Genomic DNA, 22,621 nt, shown 5'->3' with positions numbered 1-22,621 from the left:
CCAAGAGCGTCTTGTACGCGTTTTGCGGGACTGTAAAGTACGCACTTCGCGTGTTCGTGCGGAACTAATGTCTTATGCTCCGGATTTTGGTGTGTGCCGCATCGATGCGCTCGGCGGCGTGCCGCGGGAGCATCGCAGCGACAGCCTGTCGGCGGCGTTCCGCAATCTGGCGGCCGACGCACGGGAGGATCTGACACAGCGCTACGCCGCGCTAATGGGTCATTACGGCATGACACCAACACGCAACAATGCGGGCATCGCCCAGCCGCCGATGATCGCCGACGAGCTGCGCCGCCAAGCCGACGTGTTCACCGATCTTGCGGAGCTCCAAGCCAAGATTGGTCGCAATCCGTCTGAACGCCCGCCGTCGCGCGAATGCGAGTCGCGTTATCGCTCGCAGCAGCTCCCAGAACATGAGACCACCCGAGGGCTTAAGGGAAATGATAGCGTGCTCGAGGACTGACCTCCGAGGCGAGCCGCAAATGCAATCCGGTACTGGGCTCGGAAGCCGGCGCACGTAGTCCCGGAGACGAGCGCGACGAAAAGCCCGGCATTTCCGCAGGGCTGATCGCCAATATCGTTCGGTTCTTAGCAACGGACGATTTAGAGAGCAATCCACGCGTCCGGTCGGTTCGGTTTCTGACATTTGCAAAGTGCCGCTCGCGAGCTTTGCATCTCGCGTTGCCATTCCAGGCGCTCCACGGCACTAGGTCGCCATGCGCGGAAAGTGCGCCTTGACGCCAACAAGGCGCCCACAAACAGCATGGGAACGGATGTGAAAGCCCCAGCCGAAACTAGCTCCGACCCGCTGGGTTGTAGAAGCGAGAAGAATCGGCGAAGACGGCGTTCCAAGAGCAAGAACCATGAGGGCAGGCTCAACGTGAACTCGAAGGAGGGCGCACTCCGAGCTCGGGTTTGCACGAGGCTCTCTGACTTATTGGAGATTTTGAAGAGCGGGCCCGTTTTGCCTGGGAGCCCGGAGCCATAGTCTCTAGCGACCCGAGTGCCACGTTGTTTGGCTACGTGCTAACTTTATGAAAAATGAACGAAGCCGGGTTGCGGTACGTCAAAAGGCACGGGCAGTGAGCCACTTCTAACATGGATTAAATGCTTGCCGCTTTTTCCCGGCCTGCTGTAAAATCTTCTTCGTGTGAGGATTTCGAGGGGATAGCGTCCGTTCAGCTCCAGATTTCGCAAATTCATTTGAAGTTCTGTAGGGGACATTGCGATGGCAAAGCCTTCCGTTTCCCGTGACGCCTTTCGTGGGTTGTTCGCCTTTTACGCGGCCAAGGCCCATCATGATCATAACGATGTCGCCGAAAGCCGGCTCCTCAATCTATTTGGATCGAGCGAAGACATCCCCGACGCGCTGTTGGAGTTGTGGTCATCACGGACCGAGCTGTTTGGCCTTGAAGCCGTTGGCAATATAGTGTCACCGCTCGCTCATCAGATACTGGACGGCGGCGCACAATATAACCACGCCAGCGACTTCCTTCATCGGCTGTTGCGCGAGTTAGACCGAGACGTCCATTAGCCCCGAATGCGAACTCCAACAACTGCAGGGACGGGCGCTAAGCGACGCGGACCCGTCGGGCTGCCTTCGCTGCGCCTTGCGGAAGGTTGTATATTCGTGCAGCACGACTAACTTCTACCGCCTCCAAGGCGCGGCATTCTTTCAAAAAGCTTGTCATGCAGCCTCTCTTGACCATCCCGCTGTCGATTGTTCTCGTCGCTGATCCTCAACCGACCAACATTTCACCGTGGCAAGCCACCATCCCGCTATTCGCAGCTATAGTAACTGCCCTTTTCGGCTTCATTGGCGTGCTTGTTGGGCTCAGATGGAATGCTAAGCAAGCAGAGAAGACGGAGCAGCGCTTGCGTAGAAACAAGCGTGAGGTGTTGCGCATATCTCTTTGGGCGGAGCTGAGCAGTTTGGCTCACGTCATAAAAGAAGAGATTAGCTACGTTGAAGAGAACACTTTCACGTGGATTCCGTTGGTTGAGAGCTTCAAGATCTACATCGAAAATATCGAAGAACCTAGGCCTGCTCACGCCTACCGAGGTCGAGAAAATTACAGTAGCTTACTATCGATACCAAGAAAACGCTGGATACTTAGCTCGGATAGCAAAGGATCAGCCAGAGAAGCCGGCGATCGGTAGGCACATCGAAGTTGATTTCAATAAACCTACTTACCCCAATATGAAGAAGGACGTGCTGGACACACTTCGAGGTATCCTTGCATCGCTGACAGACGCCATAGGGGGCAACCGAGCGGGAGTTGGAGTGTACTGACTGGTTCGCGCGAACAAACAGAGTCAGCAGCGCGAGCGCGTCCGATCAGCGAGTGTGGTATAGCTAACCCAGCGGCGAGGCAGGCCTTCTACTCAGGGTTTTCGTTGGATGTTCCGCCTTGAAACACCGCGACGAGCCGATCGCCTTCCCAAAGCTCGACGTCGTGCTCGCCACGCATTTGTTCGGCTCGACGTCTCGCAGCCTGCTCGTCGATGCAGTCGAGCTTTGCCGCGCAGATCACTTGCCGGCTGCTGTCCACCACGAACACTCTGTACCGCACGATGGCAGTCCCTCCTAAGGGGAACAGCCATCGTAGTCGAATGCTCGTTTAAGGCAGCGCCAAAGTAAGTACAGGTGCCAGGAGCGTTTGTACGTGTGGCAATTCGGCTATACCAGCGCCTGAAGCTCTTCGATCCCGACGATGCGTAAGGTATCCCTGCCCAGTGCAGCGCGCCTCAGTAGCGTAATCTGACCGCGTGCCGAAGCGAGCGGCTGGAACTTAAGATGGAGAGCATCCCAAGCATCATCAGCAGTACGCCGAGCCAAGTTGCGGTCCGGCTCTGCGCCACGTTACGCGCCTCCGCGGTGAGCACGAGCGCGCCGGTGGGCAGAGTTGGAGGATCGGACGAGGTCGCCACATCGTTGGCTGGCGTGGCCACGAGAAGTTGCTCAACGTCGACTTGACCTTGGCTCGGAATGGTGGGCGTGGTCCGAGGACTGTGCTGGGCAACGAGGGCCGCCGACATCCGGGCGGTGCTTGTGCCGAGATCAGAGGCCGCATCAGCCACCTTGACTTCCGGATGAAGCGGCTGAGACGGCTCGGCGTGTGCGGAGCGCAGCAACTCCGCCCGCGCATCAACAACGGCGCTTTGCCGCGGCCGCGCGGTCCCGTTCTCGTCCAAACTGGCGGTGCTAGCTTTGGGCACACGGCGAGCGGTCTTCTTCACCTTCGCGATACCCTCGGTCAGGAACCAGCATTTGCGGTGCCCGTCCATTCGATAGACCCAATGCTGGTCGTCGGGGGTCGAATTGCCGGGGCGTCCCAAGCATTCCGCTTGCGGTGGAGAGCTTGCCGCAGGTTGCGGCGCAGCGGTATTGAAGATGTCCGCAAGAGGATTGGAGGACGCCGGCGCCGTGGAAAGAGTTTCAACAAGAACCAGACCGACGAAGCACCATCGCAAATAACCGGACATCGAAAACTCCCGGTGTTGCGCCCGCCCAGGCGCGACCCTTCGCGGCGACATGGGCCGCCATGTGGCTCAAATCCGGCGGCCCGGCGGATTCATTGTGCTCCTGATGTGAGATCTGGGTCGAACGTCGGGCCCGTCCAGCTCGCGGTCGCAAAACACAGTCCGGCCGCCATTTGGCCGAACTTCCGGGTGAGCGCCATCAGCACGCGTTTAGTTTCTTGCGCAATCCACTTCGCTCTTATTCGTGCTGAGGGCATCGGCCGTTAAGGGTTGGTTTAGTTCCCAGCATAATCATTGGGGACCACAAGGGGATCTTCCTCCTCTGTAAATCCGGAGAAGTTTGCCACCTGACGCAGCGCCTCGGGCTTTAGACAGTCCGGTAGCTCCGCAACGCCAATCGTCATCATGATCTTGCCGCCGCGGAACGTCTGCCGAAAGGCGTCGTTGAGAAGGGCGATCTTATTCATCATCGCGTTCCTCCGCGTCTTCGCTTTTGTACGGGGACATGTGTTGGCCGCCGTAATGCGGGCAATCCTCGTCACATTGCACGGACGACACGTCGCTCCACTCGCGGTTACACTCTGAGCAGTGGTAGTAGTTCCGGACTTGCATAGCGGCCTCCTAGATCAGGCCGGCGAGGACAAGCACTGACACGACGGTGTTGCCGCGGCCGAAAGATCAACTCTGAGCCAATATTCGCCCTCAACTCCGGTCCGGTGGAGACGCGAACTCGTGTCAGGCCGGCACGGGAAGTCGGAAGCGCGAGAGTTTGGCATTTAGCCGAGCTCCCGCTGGCAGAAAACTCTATGCAGTTTTTCTGTCTTTGGCCGGGCCGTGCGCGGGAAACCCAATGATGGTCGATCTCTGCCTTTGGCAAAGACCACAGGTGGCGCAGGTTACCTTCTCGTGCGTGATCGCGGGACATATCACCACCTTCCTCCTCTCGGGAGTCTCCGTGTCGTTCATCATGTCTGATGGCACGACGACGTGACGGGCGCGATCTCGAGTGCGGCGAGCTGATCCGCCTCAGCCAGAGCGTCGGCGCTGAGATTGATCGTGAACCCGTCTGCATTAGCGTCAGCGATGGCGAGCCGGTTCTCCTCATTCGAGAGAACGTCAAAGTGAGTGTACGTAAATCCTCGCCGACCAGAGTTTGCGGCGGTCAGTGCCATCAGTCGCGGCCGGGAGATCGTTACCTGATCGTCACTCGGTAAATCGCCCGCTTGGTTGTGGCTCCAGAGGGTGTTCAGCGGTTCCGCACGATCGCGAGCAGTTCATCGAAGCTGTAGACGGGAATGCGGCCGCTGATCTTTTGACCAGCCTGTGTTCGGTCCAGCCCGGTCCAAATGTAGTGACCGAGATACCCGTGCTCGGCATAGCAGACGCCTGCTTCCTGGCCTGTGGCGCCCTTGCGCAGCGGACAAGCTAACGGGCAGGAGGAGCGAGGACTGGTTGTGATAAGGATCGGGCCGGTTATGCGATTTCCAGAGTTAAAGGCAATAAGAAAACGCTCCATCTGTGGGTGTCTCCGTTTCGGGAGACCCCAAATAGATTTCAAAATTCATGCTGTAATCGTGAGCCATGTGAGGCTGCGGAGGTCGGCGGTGCACGGTGTCGCACCGTGCATCGACGATCACATCTTGTTGTCGTGCGCCATGCGCAACCTTGCAGAGGCGATTTCGCGCAAGCAGGATTCAATCGACGCAGCGTGGCACGTCCACACCTCTCGGATTGTCGGGCAGCTGCTTGATGATAGAGGTATGCATCCGCACAATCTCACGCACCGACTTTCACGGCGACGAGCAAGTCTTCGGTATTAGGGACGAAGACCGTTTTTCTCATGTCTACATCATCGGCAAAATGGGTACCGGGAAGTCGACATTGCTCGAGACGATGGCACTCCAAGATATTGAGCGCGGGCTGGGGCTTGCGCTCATCGACCCGCACAGCGATCTGGTGGAACGCATCGCGGCTCAAGTGCCGGCGAGACGTGCGCCGGAGGCGATCTATCTGAACGCCAGTGATCTGTCGCAGCCGTATGGATACAATCCCCTGCGCCGCGTCCGCGAGGATCGGATCGCTCTTGCTGCTTCTGGATTCATCGAAGTCTTCAAGAAGATGTGGCCCGAAGCCTGGGGCGTGCGTATGGAGCACATCTTGCGAAATGTGCTCATGCCGCTCCTTGAGCAGCCGCACGCCACGATGCACGACGTGCTGCGAGTCTTGTCGGATCGAAAGTTCCGTGCAGCGATTGCGCGACATACAAAGAATGAGACCGTTCGCAGCTTTTTTCTGAACGAGTTTGAGCGCTTTTCGTTCGGGTATCGGGCCGACGGCACGGCCCCCATCCAGAACAAGGTGGGCGCTTTTCTGTCAGATCCGCTATTGAACAGGTTCTTGACCGCTCCCGAGCGCGATCTCCATGTCCGGCAGATTATGGACGAGGGCAGGGTGCTGCTGGTCAACCTAGCCAAGGGACGGATTGGCGAGGATAGCTCGTCGCTGCTGGGAGGCTTGCTGGTGACAACGCTTGGACTTGCTGCCTTCAGCCGGGCAGAGTTGCCGGCGCATGAACGGCGAGACTTCTATGTGTACGTTGATGAGTTTCAAAACTTTACCACGCTTGCTGTCGCGAACATGTTCGCGGAGTTCCGCAAGTACCGTGTCGGCTTTACCGTCGCCCACCAATACCTTCACCAGCTTGAGCCGGACGTGCGCCACGCCGTGCTCGGAAATGCAGGTACGATCATATCCTTCCGAGTTGGCTCGGAAGACGCGACGTACCTGACACGGGAATTCCAGGAACGGTTTGATGAAGCGGATCTGTTGCAGCTGCCCAATTGTCGCATTTACCTGAAGCTGATGATTGATGGGACGCCGTCGCTTCCATTCAGCGCCACTACGTTGAGTCCAGATAGAGTCTGATCGTTTCAGCCCAGCTGATGAACGAGCGAAAGTGGGTTCGCTCGCTAGGGCAGAGTGGCTGTCTATTCTGGAAAAGGGATGTAGCGTATAGTTAAGCCCATCCATCAATTGTATTTGAGATGGAGGCTGTCATGCTCAAATTTGTTGCGGCCCTGATCGTCTTTTCGTTTTTCGCGACTGGCTCTGCTCTGGCGCAAACTGCTCCAGATGCCTCACAATACCAACCGGGCACCACTAATATACCGAACACAAATCTCCTGCCTCAAGGTTCCAGCACAGGCAGCGCTCTCAATGGCTACACGCACCTGTCTGTGCCGCGTGGGGGTAATGCGTATGGATTTGGACAAAATGCTTCGACGCCTCCGTCACCAGGGCAGCCAGCAGGTGTTGGCGGCGTAGTCGGGGTGGGTACAACATTCAAGTGAATTACTGATCCGCGTTTCGTGCGCGCGATAGCAGAGCCAGACCTCTGGACAAGCAGAGGCCTGTCAATCGACCGCGCAACTTTTCAACTCATAGGAGGATGCGATTTCATTTCATGTCTCTATTGTGCGAGAACCTGCGCAGGCACATGAGCACGGTATATACTTCTCATTTCGCGATACTCACATTGAGTTCGGACGGTATTTCTAATGCGGCGTTCGCGGGTGGTTGGAGTGAAGACAAAGGCTATTTGGGTGGAGCAAGCCGAACCAGTGACTGCTATCGGATTTCCACCTCGAGTTCACGCCTGTCGTTGAAGATGGGGCAAACATGACTGTTTTACATCGTTGCCTTCTTGTAGCTGGCCTATTATTTGGGTGCTTTGCCACTACGGCAAATGCACAAGTTTCGGCAACCTGGCAGGAGTTTCCCCGGAAGGAAGTGAACTTATTTAAGCCCACGTATAAGGGAAACTTCCAGCCGACGGTTGTGAAGAGAGACATTTTTATATTTCAGAAAAAGGTCGTCATCAACTCTTTGCTCCATTCGAATGGAGGAGACGTCCTAATTGTTGCTGACGAACTCGTTTTGAATGCGCCAATTGACACTCGCGTCTATCTTCAAATGGGAGAGAATTATTGGGTAGACAAGCCACCGGGGGTCGACGTGTGGGTGTCCTCCCCATTGCCTTGGATCCTGCAGGATTCTCCGAAGGCTCAGAAAGCATTCGACCAGCGTTATTTGTGGCGTCAATATTATGACGCGGGCAAGAAAAAGTATGTTTATGGAGTGGGGCCCCGCCCTAAGGGCAAGAGCTATTTGGAGTTGCCGCAACTTCCGTCCGGTCAGGTTCCGTTGTCTATTGTACGGGGGTTGTCGGATACAATTCCCAACAAAGTGGGTTCAGATGGAGCAGACGCGCCCGATAACGAAATGGTATGGGAGAATGTACGTTCCGGATCGATCCGGATTTATGCCTCCTCTGTAAAACTATGCGGCGACTGCGCGAAGGCGGTGAAAGAAGGCGCGTCGCGTCCGCCTGAAGGAGACGCGTTTGATGAAGTCAAAGGTCTATTCTTTCAGGTTGGCGGGCTTAAAGGTGGGCGGGGTGGCGTCGGCTCGCTACCCGGCTGTTGGTACGATCACCCATGCGACCCAAACGCGAGGTTCTGTCAGACGTGTGGGCCGTTGCCCAGTAAGAATGGCGGATTATCCGGTAGACCCGGCAAAGGTGGTGATGCTGGATCCATAGAGTTTCATTTCATAAATAGCGATCCGTCCGCTCCAGATTTCAACTTGCTCGCGGAAGCAAGCGATGTTCGCGGCGGCAGACCCGCGGACATGTTTCGCCTTCGCACGCGCTCTTACAGTTACATCAAAGCAAGTACCAACGCTCGCGATGGGTTTACTCCAGAAGGAGCTGCGATCGACTTAAAAGAGCTTGTTGGAAAAGACGGAAGTATTACGTCTGAAAGTATCGACACCGTGAAAGCACTCATTCAAAGTTCTGCTCTCTTACTCAAGGCGGAAATTGAAGGCAATTATGATATCAATCTCATGTTGAACTCAGCGCGGAGTAATCCGGCGCTTTTTTCTATTTCCCCAACGGATGTGTTGGTGGCGTTTCTCTCCGCCGAGCTAAATAAGTTGCAACGCGACTTGATAGCGCAAGCAAATCCATTTCTTGCTGGCCAGACCACTCATTTGGAATACTCAAAAATCTTCGAGACGTTGTCCTGTCAATCTAAAGACTACGTCGGGCTGCCTTCGAGGGCGCTCGAGTTCATATATCATCTGTGCGCTTTCCGAGACGTGTTATTGAGCGGAAACGGAAATTCAGTGCGCGGTTTTTTGCTTCGGACTGGCGGACTCTTTCGGTCCGGACCCATCGATGTGAATATCGATCTACGCCACGGCGAACTGATGGCCGAACTCAACCGGATCCAACAGGTAACAGCAAGCCTACTTGCCGAAATCTCGAAAATTCATCTCCTCATGTATGGTAAGGTGTCCGACCAGCAAAGAGATCGCATGGGTTCAGCCCTTAAGGATCTTGAGCGCCGGCTCGCTGCGTTGGTTCCTCCACCCACAAAATCACCAGACCTCTTTGAGCAATTGGGGAAGCTAGGAGAAATTGCGTCCCATTTTGGTAAGGCTTATGTGAACGTAATAGCTGAAAATTGGCCAGGGGCCGCGGAGGAGGCGTATGGGGGTTTGAAGTCGTTTAATGAATGGTACGACGCAAATGGCTCGAGATTTGTCCCTCCTGAGAATCGTTGGGACCTGGAATTTGCGATAGATCAAGCAAAGACGGCAATCAGTGATTTTAACAACGAGGTAATTGAAGCGAAGCGGCAGATGGTGGAGCTGCAAAATGATAACCTAAAAGAACTTTTGGCGTCGCGAGGAAGACTCATCAAAATAAGAACTTCCGCGCAATTTCGATTTGAAGAAATTGTGCGCGCCGTAATTGTAGACTACTTACAAACGCCAGCCGATAGAGTGGGCAGACTCAATTCAAATTTAGACCGTATAAGCGCATTCTTGCAAAATGAGGACTCAGAACTTGGAGCATTGAAGTTACAGCCGTTGAAAGATCTATGTGTTGGAAATGCCAGTGCTCCGGATTTTTCTCAAATTGTGGGAGTTATAGGATGCGCTTTAATAGAAAGGCGATCTACTAATCTTGCTATTTTTCCAAAGGCGGGCGCTCTAAAACAGTTGTTGCCGTTGGTCGTGATGTCATCCGGTTCTGACCGGCTACCGATCTCTTTTGGATTACTGTTCGATAAGGAGTCCCTGGAAGAAGTCGACGTGTCGATTGTGGACTGGCAGTAGAAAAAAGTTGCATAGTTCAATGGTAGAACGGCAGCTTCCCAAGCTGCATACGAGGGTTCGATTCCCTTCGCCCGCTCCAACACTTAGCCGAATTTCGCGAGACGGTTTTGTCGCCGGTTTTGCAGGATTTGTTCATTCTCTGGTCTCCAATTTCCTAATTCGCTCTTTAATCGCGGCAGAGCGACCGACATAGCGACGAATGATTTTCTCGACCGAGTCCTCTTCCCAAGCGAGCGTTTCGGCGATCTCGCGCATGTTGAACCCGGCGATGTAGAATTTCGTCGCCGCAGTTCCTCGCAAGTCGTTGAAGTGCAAGTCCCTCTCCGACATGCCGGCGTCGATCTTGGCCTTGTTGAAAGAGCTACCGAAACCGTCGGCCGTCCACGGGCGCCGCCGGCTGCTGGTCATGACCTGCCACTGCATTTTCATCCAGCGGCAGTTAGAGTCTCGCGGTTTTGTACGCCAAGTGGCGCGGATGGAGCAACGGACGATCGGCGGAGCTGGTCGGGGTTGCGCAGCCGATCGTCCGTTGCGGTGAGGTGGGCGGCGTAGGCCGCGGGGGTCAGGTATTTCAGCGACGAGTGGGGACGCTGGAGATTGTAGTCGGCGACCCAGTTGGCGATCTTGGCGCGGGCGTCATCGAGATCGAAGAACAGGGTCTCGTTGAGTAGCTCATCGCGCATCCGGCCATTGAAACTCTCGACGAAGCCGTTCTGCATCGGCTTTCCCGGCGCAATGAAGTGCCAATCGATGGCTGCGTCCTTGCACCAAGCGAGCATGGCGTTGCAGGTGAATTCGGTGCCATGGTCGGACACGATCATTCCTGGCTTGCCGCGTCGCTGGACGATTGCCGTCAGTTCGCGGGCCACGCGCCGCCCCGAGATCGACGTCTCCGGAATGGCGCCCAGGCATTCCTTGGTGACGTCGTCGACGATGTTGAGGATGCGGAAGCGTCGGCCATTGGCGAACTGGTCGTGGACGAAGTCCAGCGACCAGCGCGCGTTCGGCCTCGCCTCGACCAGGATCGGGGCACGGGTCCCCACGGCCTTGCGGCGAGCCCGCCGTTTGCGGACGGTGAGCCCTTCCTCGCGGTAAAGCCGGTAGATCCGGTTGATCCCCGATGGCTCGCCCTCCCGCCGCAGCAAGACGAACAACCGGCGATAGCCGAAACGCCGCCGCTCGTTGGCGAGATCGCGCAATCGGCCACGCAGAACTGCGTCCGGCGGGCGGCTGGAGCGATAGCGGATCATCTTCCGATCCGCCCCCACAATCGAGCAGGCCCGCCGTTCCGACAGGCTCATGACGGCCTGCAGATGCGCGATCGCAGCGCGCTTGGCGGCGGGCCCTACCATTTTTTTGAAAGGAGCTCGCGAAGTGCGGCCGCATCGAGCATCTGCTCGGCCAGAAGCTTCTTCAGCTTCGCGTTCTCCTCTTCCAAGGCCCTCAGCCGCTTCGCTTCGGAAACGTCCATACCGCCGAATTTGGCCTTCCAATTGTAGATCGTCGCCTCGGAAACACCGTGCTTGCGAGCCAGGTCGGCTGTCTTCGCCCCAGCCTCATGCTCCTTCAATACCGCGATAATCTGCTCTTCCGTGAACCTTGCTCGCTTCATCTGTCCGTCCTTCTTCGGGCCGGACTCTAACTCCTTCTGGAGGAAATACGCAGTGGCAGGTCAGTCAGGATCGTGGTCGCGCGCTTTGGAATGCGGGCGAGGACTTCCCGAAGTGCGCCGTATAGCGGGATGATCGCTTCGCGGCGGTGCCGGCTCTTGCCGGTTGTGAGCACGATCGAATCGGTGCCGACGTGCGACCACGACAGGCGCAGCAGATCGCTTAGCCGCAAGCCGGTATGGCCTGCGAGGTCTACAGCGTTCGCGATTTCAAGCGAGCAGGTTTTCTTAATGTGCGCGATGTCGGACTCGGTCCAAATGATCTCGGAGCGATCATTGTTGTAGAGGTGCTTGATGCCCTCGCAGGGGTTGCCTGCGATCCTACTGAGCTCGACAGCGTGGGCGAGGACGCGCGATAGCACTTGGAGCGCATAGTCGGCGGTGCGTGGAGTGTCGGCCCACCGGTTGCGCCAGCGGCGGATCACAGGTCGAATTTTCTCAGGCCGATCGAACTGTGCAATGCGCAAATCGCCGAAATAATCCGCGATGCGATCGAGCCACTTGCCCCATTGGTCGCGCGTCGATTCCGCGAGCCTCTTGTACTCCCTGCTCGCCTTGTAGTCCGTCACGATGAAGCGGAAGCGGTTCTTGTCAGGCGTGCGCCGCTGCTCGACAGCTTCATTGTAAGAAGCGATGAATTCCGGCGAGCCGGGCTCGCCGCGCAGCCGCGGGCCGCCGCGCCACGCGTACCAATAGGTGCGGCCCTTCGCATTGACTTTGGCAATTCCCTTAAGATCAATCCTGACCATGACGCGCCTTGAAAGCTGCCAATTCTAGGTCGAGTTCGTCCGCAAAAGTTTGGGTACCGTGGCTGGTCGTTACGAGGACAATCTTTCCAGCCCCGTCGATTTCGACCCGCTGAATCTCAATGCCAGCCGCTTTAGCTCCACGCAATGCGCGTGTGACGTCTCGCTGCTTGAATGTGCAGGGACGACGGGCCATTTTTAGGAGGCCCGCCGAAGACTGGATGATCGAACGCAAGAATTCGGCATGATGCTCCAGAGGTGTCCGCGCCCCTGGAAATTGCCGCGCGTGCAATCCAGTGCGCGGCATCTATGTGTACGAGGTGAGAAAGGCACGAACAAGCGCCAAAAATAGAATGCTTCTTCGACATTATCTCAGTATTTTCAAATATATGAGCTTTGTAATCGTGCGGTCGTGCAGGTGGCGCCTGCACGAATTTGAAGGAATTTGCAGTTTCGCCTGCACGGATTTCACCTGCACGGGCGATAAGGTGGATTTCAATGACTGACCGCGACATGAGTCAAGATTTCGAGACGTTTGGCACCTGGTTCATTCCAGAAAATCCAGACAGACGAAGCGCCGGAACCTTAGCTTGTCGATCCGAACGAATAGAACTTGCATTGAGCGATTCTCTAGCGCCCATGCAGAGCGGGCCGATTCGAGCCGAGTTCGTAGAATATCCGGTCGTCCACGGCATAAGTCGGGAGCAGGAAGCAATCTCGCTCTTCCGGTGCGTCAGAACTGGTTACTCACTAACGTTTGCTAGTGGTGGATTCGGACGGCCCGAAAAATATTGGAGCCACCTAGCTGTCTTTGGTGCACATGTGAAACCAGGGCAGCTCTATCCGGAGCTGAGATGTCGTGTGCCGGGCTTGGAGATATGGTTGTCGCCTCGCTCTATTGAAACGGTGCGAGATGAAGCGGGTATCTCCTTCAGAGTGAAGAAATTTCCGTCAGAGAAAATCGCGATTCCGAGTATTGAGAGCGAGCTAGAATTTAACATCTATGGAATCGGTTCTCCGGCTCATTCCAAAGCTACAATCACAGCGTCCGGATGGCTAAGCATTAAACCCAGTACACCGCGGACGCTGGATTGGTATTTGGATCAGCTTTGGAAAGCCTGCGGATTGCTGGCTTTTTTCGCAGAGAAGCCGATGCCGCCTGATCGGATAGAATTGAGAATAGATAGTTCTCATGGTTTCGTCCTGTCTGTCCTGACAGGGCGCCCCTCTGCGAAATATTGCGATCACTCGGAGCACCATGATTTCTTTGCAAGTCGTACCCGACTTGGCGATGAGTTGGCCAGTGTTGTACCAACATGGTTTCAATTGTTTCCGCAGGTAGAGAGGCCGGCAAATCTTGCGTTGAGCACGATGGCTTCCGAACAGATATGGGCACACGTGCTATTCCTATCCTTGATGCAGTCCCTCGAAGGGCTACACCGCGCATTGTTCCCAGGGCTCTATTTGGACGCAGCGAAGTACAAATCCGTCCTTCAGGTGTTGCTTGACGCTATTCCGAAGTCTTTAGGCCAAGATCATCGTGCTTCCTTGGAAAGTCGCCTGCGTTATGGAAACGAAATTTCCCTCGCGAAGCGACTGGCCCAACTTGTTGAGTTGCTTCCTGTCGAACTGCGAAAGCGCATTGTTGGGGCTGAAAAAGTTCCACGAAGTTGGGTTGATACCCGCAATTACTACACGCATTGGGATGAAGGGATTCGCTCCGACATTTTAGAGGGGCAGGCGATGTATGATGTGAGCGTGCGGCTAACTATCCTGCTTCGAATCCTCTACCTGTACAAAGCCGGCGTAGGCGGCGCCACGCTTGCCTCTAGCCTTGATGGAAGGAGTGCAGCCGCGCTGCATTTGGCGCAGCTCAATGCAAAGCAACAGAGCGAAGCTGACGACGATTTATGAAGCTTGGAAGACGGTAGGGTGCAGGTGCCTGCACGGCGGATATCGGTTTTCTGCCTCTCCAAAACACTAAAGTGTTGCAGGGTTGCAGGAGGTCACCATTTTGTCTTTTGGAAATTGAGTTAAGTCTCTGGTGAGTAAGGCGTATCGGGCTAGTCTTACATACACAGTTGGACGCGCTTGCGAAATGGAAGTGTCTTATACATCGAGGCAAAATTATAGGGGCGCACTGTAGGACGGTGTCATGCGCGGCCGAACTGCTGAACTGCGGCCCTGTCTTACGGTGTCTTACAACGTCATTGAAGATTTTTTTTGGATTTTTTTGGAGACCTACAAATACTGCGGATCTATCCGCATCTCTCGGTTTTCGATGAAGGGTGGGGGATCTGACTAGCAGGGGCTGCTGATGGTTGATTATTTCATCTATGAAAATTGGACGCATGATCGGGCTCGCATTCACAGAGCCGAATGCAGATACTGCAATGATGGCCGTGGGACGCAGGCCGGATCGTCGCCCCGTAACGGAAAATGGCATGGTCCGCTAAGCCGCGACGACGCATATCGATTGGCTGCGAAGCTAAAGCGTGGCAAACAGTTAATGTACCGCCGACCTGACGCGGCCCACGTCAGCTAAATAGCTGGCGCGGAAGTTTTTGCGCCGGCATTCTAAACGAGGCGCAAAAGCTTAAAAAGGATATTCGTTATTCTGACGTAGGTGAGCAGCGATAGGGTGCCGGCGAATATCCAAACAATTTGGAACATCTTAAAAAGATGATGCTGCCACAGGACAGAGTCGTGGTCGACGAAAAAACCTACAATCGAGCAAGAGGCAAACAGAACTGACGCGAAGATGCCATCTCGCAAATAAGAGAACAGAATGGGCGTATAGTTTCTTTGCTCAAGAATCTTGAAGGTGGGCGTTCCCTTGATTGTAAGAATGATTGCTTTCGACACCCCCAGAAAGCTCGCGAAGATCGAAGCAACCGTAGCCGCCGCTCCAAATAGCCCATCCGGATTAGCGGGGAAGGGTCGGCCAACCTGATACCAGACGGCGCAAATGATTGCGGCGCCGACCAGAGGCCAGACCTCTTCCCAGAAGGGGCCGATTCGCTTCATACGAAATGCCCATTAGTATTCCATGTCTCGAAGGCCTGCCGAAGTGCAGACCATCTCTCCTGCCTTCCGAACCTACGGCCTACCTTTGCGACAGGAATATCGGCTTCCAACCGAGCCTCAAGCAGATCGACCGGCTCTTTCGGTGCGTCTTCGGTTTCTTGGGCCGTTATTTTGAGCGCCTCTAGATCGTCTCTAGCATTGATCAGATCTGATACGATCTGTCTGACGTGATTGACCGCAAGTGATCCGGCCCGGGCACGCCCAGCTGCTAGCTGAATGCGGATTCTATCCGCACTCCCAACCAATGGGTTGTCGAGAAACGAGCTAAGGGACTGCCGAGTTTCGTTCGGCTGAGCCATTACGCCCGGAACGTAAAAAGAAATTTCGATATTCTTAACTATGCCCATGTGGTTCAGCCTATCTGCGGCGTCCGCCTTCAAGACAGGCGCTAAGCCAAATCCATATTGCGTGGGGTCAAGTCCCTCGCCCGCAAGGCGGCGCGCGAAGTAGTAGAGATAGGTTTGTATGCGGGCAACGCGAGGGCCGTAGTGATTATATTGCAGCGTCAGAAACCCTGACGCGCTGTCGTAGTACATTGCCGTCTCATGACCGAAGCCCTCTTCGTCCTCTAGATCGAAGTCCTCGATTGGTGCATCAATCGATGCGCGCCCCGGCCCTTCGTGCTTTATTGCGGCGAAATCCACAGCCCATGTCGAGCCGCCAGGTACAGATTCTTCAACTCGAAGCGGGGTACCGGAGACGTCGCGCAATCGTTGATCCAATGGCAAGCCATGAATTTCTTGCAAAACTTGGCTCAACGTAACCGGCCCCGTCTGGATGACGCGATACGCATGAATTTTCATGTGAAATATCCTCAACCCAACCCATGGTTGAAGATAGCTGATCAGCGCGGCTTTGGCGACTTGGACTTTTTGCGGGGACCTTGCTTCGTAGGCTTATGCGGCTTCGGCTTCGTCTTGAGCATGCGCTCCAAGACCTCGTCCCGAGACGGACTGTCCTGATCTTCTCGCTTCGTATCCGGCAAACTACGGGCTCCCCTTGGGGAAAAGCGGGATTGGCACAGGAATGATTGTCATTGGCGTGGACTCACGGAACGGGGAGCCCCACCATGCAGTAGTGAGTCGGCACGCCGATTCGCAAATGTGGTGGCGGGCCGGTCTGCCCTGAGAAAGTAGCCGGCTCCGCACCACGTGGCGATTCCCGCCCTTGAGCGGGACCCGGCCGCCCCTTCCACAAGGGTGGCCGTCTACACCTCCGGCCCCTTCCATAAGGGCCACTCCAGCTCCCCCTCCCGTTCGAAAGCGAGGGGTTCGAAGCAAAGGCCGTCCGGTCCACCCCGGGCGGTCTTTGTGCTTTTGAGCGACCGAATCACAATGGTTGCGACCATCAGAAGCAAGCACAGCGTATGCATACTGCATTACGCCATCAAGTCGTATTAAGTCATCAACTCCGCCAATCCCCTATCGCGACTAAAGCACCGGCCTTGTCACGCAGGTAACACCGTAGGGCGCTGACCCAGCCTTTGCAGGTACATTGGGAACTTGCGCGGCGGACTGCCGGTGTTCAATGCTCCGCCGTCGTGGGCTGCTCGTCCAGGGGCCTGCACGCAAGACATCGGCTTGAAAAACCAACGTTGGCTGTGGAGCGGCATTAGTTATTTCCTTCTCTTAAAGAACGGACGAAGGTTGTCACATGTCGGATCAATGCGTGGGTGACGCGGTTCGAAAACATCGTGATAGCGGTGTGCCTGTGAGGCGGATGGAAACGCACCTTTACCGGCTGCGCAGCCTTCCTCGGCTACTGTCAGGAAATCACGATAAATTTGTCCATAAGGCGTTCCATCCGCAGCAATTCGCACATCAGCCGCATTCGCCGCAGTCGAGAGCAACAGTGCAAGTAAGACGATGTACCTCATGGCTTCCTCCTGAACGGTAGCGCATTTCCCGTGTCATCGAAGGGATGGCGGTCCTGAGTGACTAATTGAAATCCATCCCCGTGGGGCAGAACGTGGTAGCTGAACGGTGGTCAGCGCGACGCAGTGGATGGCCACCTGCCAATGGAATTAGTTGCATGGTGTCCCCGGATTTATCCGGCTAAGGACAGACTTCACTTGTGCGGCCGACCACTTGCCGCCCCGACAGGCCGTAATGCCCTTGTCATTCAGGACGGCTGCTATTCCTCGCAAGGAATGGATACCTTCCAATCGGAGTTGACTGATGATTGGGGCAAGATCGATTGCTCTGCTACGGGCCGCTAAAGCCCGTACGGCTCTCGCTTTGGCTAGATCGGTGCAGGTACCTGCACGCCCCCTGAACCCACCCAGCGTCCTTCCCCGGGCTTTCGCGGCCGCCAATGCAGCGCGGGTCCGCTCGGATATCAGTCGCGTTTCATTTTCGGCCACGGCGGCCAGTATGTGGATAGTGAGCCGGTTCGCCTGAGGAAAATCGCAGGCCACGAACTCGACGCCGGAATCCATGAGGGCGGACACGAAGCTGACGTTGCGGGCTAACCGGTCCAATTTGGCAATGACCAGCACTGCCCTGTGGACCCGGCAGGCAGCTAGGGCTTGGGCGAGCATTGGACGGTCGGATTTCCGTCCGCTTTCGACTTCCAGAAACTCCGCTAGAGGCTTGCGCCCGGTCAAGTAGGCCGCGACCGCCTGCCTCTGAGCCTCAATCCCGAGGCCGCTCCGCCCCTGTCGCACCGTGCTAACGCGGAAATATGAAATGAACCGGGTGCCGTCCGAAATATTCATGTGGTGTAACTTTATGAGCTACGTTGGTTGCACGAAATTCAACAGGCCACCTATCGGGATCTCCTGCAATCCTAATTTGGAGTTTTCGACGCGCAGTGTCGCGGCCCTTACTCTGTTGGTCATAGACGAAACCGGCGGCGCTCTTTCAGTGGCGATCTTAGAGCTTTGGAACACTGCCCTTGCTTTGTTGTTCGCGTAGATTTTTGAGTCGCTTTTCTTCCTCGTCCTCCCGGACGCGCTCCGTGATTACCGCGTCGGCGGTTCTCTTGAAGTCAACAAGGAGGACGTCCATGCTCGCTGCGAGACCCGAAGCAATGTTGGCATCTCTAATCAATGCGATGGCGACGAGACCGCAGCTTTCGCGATTGAATGCACGAGTGTAGAAGGATTGATATTCTCTGCGTACTATTGGAGCCTTTTCGCGCCGCATCTTCACGTCGCCAACCCATTCACTCTCGATACGTTGTGGGTCTATTGTTCGCGGATTGATCAAACCGTACAGATTTTCTCGCAAATCCGTCGCTTCGCACGGTTTGGTCGCATGATCGCTAATAGGTCCAGCAAATCTCCAAACATATCTTGTGTAATGGCCCTCGTAGTGATCCTCGTATTTGCTGAAAGGCTCTTCAGTAGGTTTGCCGAACTTGTTAATCAAAGCATCTTGCAGCTCGCGTGTCGTTGGACGCGTACCCTCTTTGAAGTCAAAGGTCCTTTGTATTCCCAATATGTCGTTGCTTGCGGAATAGGACGAGAAGATAACCGCCAACGTCTCGCGTTGGGGACAAATAGTCTGGCGGGTCTGAAAACATTCCCGACAGGCCGATATACGATCTGTCCCCTATTGGATCGATGAAGCTGTGCTCGAAATATCTGCCATTCTGTTTGGCGTACTTCTCAATGATGCCTCTGGCATCTTCGAAGTTCATACCCGGCTTCAGCGAAAGAATATCGACTGTCTTGCCATCGACCGAGGAGATATTCGCTTCTTTCGGTTGGCCGCCTCCACCGCAGTTGGATAGGGCGAGAATAACGGAGAAAGCGCAACTGAGCCGGTAAGGCCGTTGCCTCAATCGGCTTGCGCCCATGTCCGGTCGAATGTGCCTGTTAGTCTGGATCAGACTGAAACGCGATATCCTACCCACTATGCTCCCCCAGTCGGCGGCGAATATATATTATAATAATATAGAGACCAAACCTCGCTTCCAGTCGCATCCCGCGCATGGATGTGCGGGCAATCTTCGGGACCAATATGAGGCGGTATCGCCTTGCGGCTGAGCTATCGCAGGAGGAGTTGGCGGCTCGGATGGGAGTGGAGCAGTATTACATCAGCGGCTTAGAGGCCGGCCGCCGCAACCCGACATTAGAAACGGTGGCCCGAGTAGCCAAAGCTTTAGGGGTGAAGGTTGGGCAGTTGTTCGAGGAGCGGGCGCGGGTCAAGGGACCGCAGGTTGGGTCACGGCGGAAATCGACTTAGTGGATCGACCTTGCCGTGCAGGTAACTGCACGCCTGCAATGCCATCGCCGCCCTCAACCGGAGTCGCGCGTTCAGAGGCATTCGGGGCAGGGATTTCCTGACAGGCTACGGAGGTAGCGGGGGCACAAAATAACGCATGTAGACATGCAGAAACCACCTGTTAGAGCCGTTTTACGAACCTTCCGGTTTGGGTGGTGCCAAGACTCACTTCGACTTGAGCCGAAAACTATTTTGCAGATTGCTGATATCAAGTGCGGTTAGCTTCCCTTCCCGCTGACGCCAGCAAAGTTCGTCAACTTTGGAGTCGGGCAGGGACAGCATGATATCGATCCCCATCTCGCCTAACCGCTTGATTATTTCGGCCTCGTACCTGCCCCGGTCTTTGAACCAGATACCGCGAGAAATTCGGGTTGATTGTGATTCCGGCGGTGCGGCGCTCGAAGAGCGCCGCATTTCTTCCTTTGCTAAGCCTTCGGCGTTTTCCACAACCAACCCCGTTGGGGGTTTGGGGGAATGACGGTTCTGTTGATTGTTAAACGGGGCGACCGCAGTGGCACCCCTAGGGGTGACAAACGACCGAAGTTTCCCACCATGACGCGAGCCGTGGGGTGACAGCCTGTCACCCCCTCGGTGCTCTCGCCGCTGGAAAGTGGCTCCGGGGATTTGCAACCAGTAAAAGCTTGAGTCCTGGCGGCCCTTGATGAAACGAGGTTCCACCTTCACAAGGCCTTTCTCCTCCAAAACCCGGATATAGCGTTGGACGGATCGGATCGAGCACGAGCACTCATGAGCTATGGTCTCGATTTTCGGCCAACACTCACCGGTCTCGTGGTTGGCATGGTTCGCCAGTGATACCAAAACCAACTTCGCGATCGGAGTCGGGATGTACTGCTCGAGCGCCCAAGCGACGGCCTGAATACTCATCGGCTCGCCTCCACCAAATACAGCGGAGTAGCCCGGTCAGCATGTTGCTGCATTAGACTGCCAAGCTGACGCAGGTTTTGCTTTCGCCGGCTAACCGATTGATGATAATGAATGCCGATAGAGCTGGTTTTGTAGCTAAGGGTTTGAGAGAGCTGAAAGACGGCTAGCTTCCCAAGCTGCCTACGAGCGTTCGATTTCCTTCGCCCGCTCCAGTCCACTTTCTCTTTTAAAATGCGGCGCCCCCTTGACGTTTGCGTCGCGGTTTCTTGCGTTCGCGAAAAACTGCCGGAATCTGGCGCGCCGGCAGGCGGATGATCATCGCAGCCGGCATCGTCGACGTCGAGTCGGCATCGGCATCATCATGCTGACATGACCATGATGATCGCGGTCCGACCGCGGTAACTACTCGGCCTGCCTGAAGGAGATGTTGAAGGAGGCGTCCGGCGAGCCGGCGTGGGTCCGCTCGGCGGAGAAGCCCAGCGCCAGCGCCGCAGCGATCAGCATGCCGTTCGCGACGTATTCTCCCGCCTCGCGCTCGACGTCGTGCTTCAGCCCGCAGCTGCTGCACTTGAGGTTCATCAACTTGCGCCGGCCGAACTTTCGGAGGAACTCGGCGGCACGGACGAACTCGTCGACGCCGTACTCGCCGCGCATCCTCTCGCGGTTCTTCAGGAAGCGTGCCTCCACCTCTTCGGGCGTCTCGCCGCGGTCTCGCGTCACGGGGTACCGAAGCCGCCGAGTTCGGGCGTGAATCCATCGCGCTCCGGAGACCGGCGTACGCGAACGCCCGCAGCAGCGTACCGCTAGGCCCATCGAACGAATGCCGGCGCAGGTAGTCGAGAAAGGCGCCTTCGTCGCGGACCGGTCGCCGCAGGCGCCGCTGCCAGCGCCGCGTGCATCGACGCGTTCGTCGCCCAGCGCAGGCCGCGCGCGAGCGCCTCGACGCGGTGGGACGACTTGACGTCGGGGAGCGATGCCCGAAGGGCATACTTCATGTATTCGATATCGTTGGAGCGGGCACCGTCCCCATGAGTCCGCTAGTCTTTGCGGGCGTCGCGGTACTCTTCTTCTGGGTAGGCATGTCGACGCCCTGCAGAGTGTGTTCCAGCCAAAGACAAAAACGACTGATCTGCCCGAGACCGGAGAAAAGCGATGACGCCACAGAAACTCCTGGCGGAGCTGCAGAAAACGACCGAGTTGCTGGACTGGATACTGTGATCTTCAAGTTCATCCCACATGAGGTCGATTTGGACGCAAGCCGGTCCGACGGATAGAACGTCTAGCGCCCGCTCAAATCGGCCGCGACAATCTCAATCGCTACGTCCCGACCCGGTGAATATCCTGGGTAGCACCCGGCGCGACTGCAACAGTTTAAGGTGCTCCCATTTCCAGCGACCAGGAATCAGTTCAGTCTCTCAGGTAATTGAGCATACTGTTACAGGCGTCCTTGGCCTCAGCGAAGCTCTGCAGCGGCGAGCCGAGCACCCTGATCGAGCCACGGCTCTGGTCAAGCGGACGCCACGAAGCAACGTAGCCGAACCTTCCGCGAAAGCCAGGACCGGTCGGGCTCTGCAAGCTTATAACGAACGAGTAGCCGCCGCTGCATGCACCCCAAATTTCCATGTTTTCGACAGCGCGGTGGAACTGTAGGGACATCATGCACCGTTCGCCTGGGCAACCCGACAATGAAATTCTTCCGGCGGATCCATTGGCGTACAAAATCCGAGGCTCTAACTGCTATGAAGGCGCAGTGACAGGTCAGTTGGTCTGCCAGGCGAAGCTGTCGTCTAAGTCCTCTTCAATCACCCCGGCCGCGTATAACTGATCGAGCAGGTCGGCTACTGCGAGCACGCTCGCTCCGTCGGTCGTGACCTGCCTAACCAGCTCCGACGCTGTGCACTTGCCGCAGGCGATTAGATGGCCAACGGAAGTCGGAGCGATGTCGTCAAGCACCCGGTGTTCCATGTTGCGTGAGCGGAGATGAAAGCATCGGTTCCCGGCTTTGTATTGCAGGTCCCTGCGGAAGCGGATCGGCAATTTGGGAGCTGGACTCTCGAACATATGCTGGTCGATCATGTGCTGCAGCCCCTCGCGGAACTCGTCAGGCGTCCTGAAGAAGCGTTCACTCAAGACGCGATAGCCGAGAGGCCAGCGTTTGCTACCCGGCACCGGCGTCACCAATTGTAAACGTCCCTGCAGCATATTTACGAGAAATCCGGAAACACAGGCGATGGTCGTGTGATCGCCCTCCAGCAGGGCCCTAAGTTTCTCGCTCCGCTCGCGCGCGTCCAGCAAAAGCCTTTGCAGTCAGCGCCTCCTTGCCCTGCAGGACGAGT

General features: G+C 56.1%; 20 protein-coding genes and 3 pseudogenes. 7 read left to right on the top strand and 16 right to left on the bottom strand.

Translation table 11 applies throughout. The features are described 5' to 3' along the window. Positions 1 to 259 precede the first annotated feature (259 nt). From N2603_RS45110 to N2603_RS39510, 3 genes and pseudogenes are all read left to right on the top strand, one after another. Positions 260 to 463 (top strand): annotated as a pseudogene (locus tag N2603_RS45110) (LabA-like NYN domain-containing protein); the annotation flags it as partial. A gap of 765 nt (positions 464 to 1,228) precedes the next feature. Next, complete coding sequence (locus N2603_RS39515) at positions 1,229 to 1,534, top strand: hypothetical protein (protein WP_260386431.1); 306 nt, start codon at positions 1,229 to 1,231, stop codon at positions 1,532 to 1,534. Positions 1,535 to 1,701: 167 nt separating this feature from the next. Next, on the top strand, positions 1,702 to 2,160 hold the full coding sequence (locus tag N2603_RS39510) for a hypothetical protein (protein ID WP_260386430.1): 459 nt from the start codon (positions 1,702 to 1,704) through the stop codon (positions 2,158 to 2,160). A gap of 221 nt (positions 2,161 to 2,381) precedes the next feature. On the opposite strand, the gene N2603_RS39505 is transcribed toward N2603_RS39510, so the two are convergent. From N2603_RS39505 to N2603_RS39485, 5 genes and pseudogenes are all read right to left on the bottom strand, one after another. After that, complete coding sequence (locus tag N2603_RS39505; protein ID WP_260386429.1) at positions 2,382 to 2,555, bottom strand: hypothetical protein; 174 nt, start codon at positions 2,553 to 2,555, stop codon at positions 2,382 to 2,384. Positions 2,556 to 2,748: 193 nt separating this feature from the next. Further along, the gene (locus tag N2603_RS39500) at positions 2,749 to 3,486 is read right to left on the bottom strand and encodes a hypothetical protein (protein ID WP_260386428.1); all 738 of its coding nucleotides are present in this window, start codon (positions 3,484 to 3,486) and stop codon (positions 2,749 to 2,751) included. A 272-nt stretch (positions 3,487 to 3,758) separates the two neighbouring features. Further along, entirely contained in the window at positions 3,759 to 3,953 is a 195-nt protein-coding gene (locus tag N2603_RS39495) for a hypothetical protein (protein WP_260386427.1), read from the bottom strand. Between the two features lie 334 nt (positions 3,954 to 4,287). Next, a pseudogene (locus tag N2603_RS45105) lies at positions 4,288 to 4,673 on the bottom strand (DUF7227 family protein). Between the two features lie 56 nt (positions 4,674 to 4,729). Further along, a complete protein-coding gene (locus N2603_RS39485) occupies positions 4,730 to 4,999 on the bottom strand; it encodes a DUF7227 family protein (protein WP_260386425.1) in 270 nt (89 codons plus the stop codon). Between the two features lie 233 nt (positions 5,000 to 5,232). On the opposite strand from N2603_RS39485, the gene N2603_RS39480 reads away from it, so the two are divergent. Together N2603_RS39480 and N2603_RS39475 are read left to right on the top strand one after the other, a co-directional pair. Then, a complete protein-coding gene (locus N2603_RS39480; protein ID WP_260386424.1) occupies positions 5,233 to 6,408 on the top strand; it encodes a type IV secretory system conjugative DNA transfer family protein in 1,176 nt (391 codons plus the stop codon). Positions 6,409 to 7,161: 753 nt separating this feature from the next. Then, a complete protein-coding gene (locus tag N2603_RS39475) occupies positions 7,162 to 9,669 on the top strand; it encodes a hypothetical protein (RefSeq protein WP_260386423.1) in 2,508 nt (835 codons plus the stop codon). A gap of 132 nt (positions 9,670 to 9,801) precedes the next feature. Here N2603_RS39475 and N2603_RS39470 read toward each other — a convergent pair whose 3' ends face one another. From N2603_RS39470 to N2603_RS39460, 3 genes and pseudogenes are all read right to left on the bottom strand, one after another. After that, positions 9,802 to 10,092 (bottom strand): site-specific integrase, encoded by a 291-nt coding sequence (locus tag N2603_RS39470; protein ID WP_260386422.1) that lies wholly within the window; start codon positions 10,090 to 10,092, stop codon positions 9,802 to 9,804. A 2-nt stretch (positions 10,093 to 10,094) separates the two neighbouring features. Continuing rightward, positions 10,095 to 11,281, bottom strand: a protein-coding gene (locus tag N2603_RS39465) for an IS3 family transposase (protein WP_260386094.1) whose coding sequence is annotated in 2 segments (ribosomal slippage) — positions 10,095 to 11,029 and positions 11,029 to 11,281 — 1,188 coding nt in all. Because the reading frame shifts where the segments join, the coding sequence is not laid out codon by codon here. Positions 11,282 to 11,340: 59 nt separating this feature from the next. Next, positions 11,341 to 12,087, bottom strand: a pseudogene (locus N2603_RS39460) (phage integrase central domain-containing protein); the annotation flags it as partial. Positions 12,088 to 12,582: 495 nt separating this feature from the next. Here N2603_RS39460 and N2603_RS39455 point away from each other — a divergent pair. Next, positions 12,583 to 13,998 carry an ApeA N-terminal domain 1-containing protein gene (locus N2603_RS39455; RefSeq protein WP_260386421.1) on the top strand — a complete coding sequence of 472 codons (1,416 nt, stop codon included), beginning with the start codon at positions 12,583 to 12,585 and terminating at the stop codon, positions 13,996 to 13,998. 663 nt (positions 13,999 to 14,661) lie between these two features. Here N2603_RS39455 and N2603_RS39450 read toward each other — a convergent pair. From N2603_RS39450 to N2603_RS39430, 5 genes are all read right to left on the bottom strand, one after another. After that, positions 14,662 to 15,111 carry a hypothetical protein gene (locus tag N2603_RS39450; RefSeq protein WP_260386420.1) on the bottom strand — a complete coding sequence of 150 codons (450 nt, stop codon included), beginning with the start codon at positions 15,109 to 15,111 and terminating at the stop codon, positions 14,662 to 14,664. Continuing rightward, positions 15,108 to 15,974, bottom strand: a complete 867-nt coding sequence (locus N2603_RS39445) for a DUF6731 family protein (protein ID WP_260386419.1) — start codon at positions 15,972 to 15,974, stop codon at positions 15,108 to 15,110. Before N2603_RS39445 ends, N2603_RS39450 begins: the two co-directional genes overlap by 4 nt. An 812-nt stretch (positions 15,975 to 16,786) precedes the next feature. After that, positions 16,787 to 17,047, bottom strand: coding sequence for a hypothetical protein (locus tag N2603_RS39440; protein WP_260386418.1), 261 nt, complete (start codon positions 17,045 to 17,047; stop codon positions 16,787 to 16,789). Positions 17,048 to 17,194: 147 nt separating this feature from the next. Beyond that, the gene (locus N2603_RS39435; protein ID WP_311740823.1) at positions 17,195 to 17,887 is read right to left on the bottom strand and encodes a recombinase family protein; all 693 of its coding nucleotides are present in this window, start codon (positions 17,885 to 17,887) and stop codon (positions 17,195 to 17,197) included. 157 nt (positions 17,888 to 18,044) lie between these two features. Further along, positions 18,045 to 18,653 carry a hypothetical protein gene (locus tag N2603_RS39430; protein ID WP_260386417.1) on the bottom strand — a complete coding sequence of 203 codons (609 nt, stop codon included), beginning with the start codon at positions 18,651 to 18,653 and terminating at the stop codon, positions 18,045 to 18,047. A gap of 453 nt (positions 18,654 to 19,106) precedes the next feature. On the opposite strand from N2603_RS39430, the gene N2603_RS39425 reads away from it, so the two are divergent. Further along, on the top strand, positions 19,107 to 19,361 hold the full coding sequence (locus N2603_RS39425; RefSeq protein ID WP_311740821.1) for a helix-turn-helix domain-containing protein: 255 nt from the start codon (positions 19,107 to 19,109) through the stop codon (positions 19,359 to 19,361). A gap of 204 nt (positions 19,362 to 19,565) precedes the next feature. Here the strand turns inward: N2603_RS39425 and N2603_RS39420 are convergent, their stop codons facing one another. The 3 genes from N2603_RS39420 to N2603_RS39405 all read right to left on the bottom strand — a co-directional run bounded on the left by N2603_RS39420 (position 19,566) and on the right by N2603_RS39405 (position 22,580). Continuing rightward, entirely contained in the window at positions 19,566 to 20,285 is a 720-nt protein-coding gene (locus tag N2603_RS39420; protein ID WP_260386416.1) for a helix-turn-helix domain-containing protein, read from the bottom strand. A 402-nt stretch (positions 20,286 to 20,687) separates the two neighbouring features. After that, positions 20,688 to 21,005, bottom strand: a complete 318-nt coding sequence (locus N2603_RS39415; protein ID WP_260386415.1) for a hypothetical protein — start codon at positions 21,003 to 21,005, stop codon at positions 20,688 to 20,690. A 1,038-nt stretch (positions 21,006 to 22,043) separates the two neighbouring features. After that, positions 22,044 to 22,580, bottom strand: coding sequence for a hypothetical protein (locus tag N2603_RS39405; RefSeq protein ID WP_260386414.1), 537 nt, complete (start codon positions 22,578 to 22,580; stop codon positions 22,044 to 22,046). Positions 22,581 to 22,621: the final 41 nt, after the last annotated feature.

The organism is Bradyrhizobium huanghuaihaiense (assembly GCF_025200885.1).
In the GTDB taxonomy this organism is placed as follows: Bacteria; Pseudomonadota; Alphaproteobacteria; order Rhizobiales; family Xanthobacteraceae; genus Bradyrhizobium; species Bradyrhizobium huanghuaihaiense.
The sequence above is the reverse complement of the archived record's forward strand: the minus strand, read 5'-3'. Positions and strand labels throughout refer to the sequence as shown.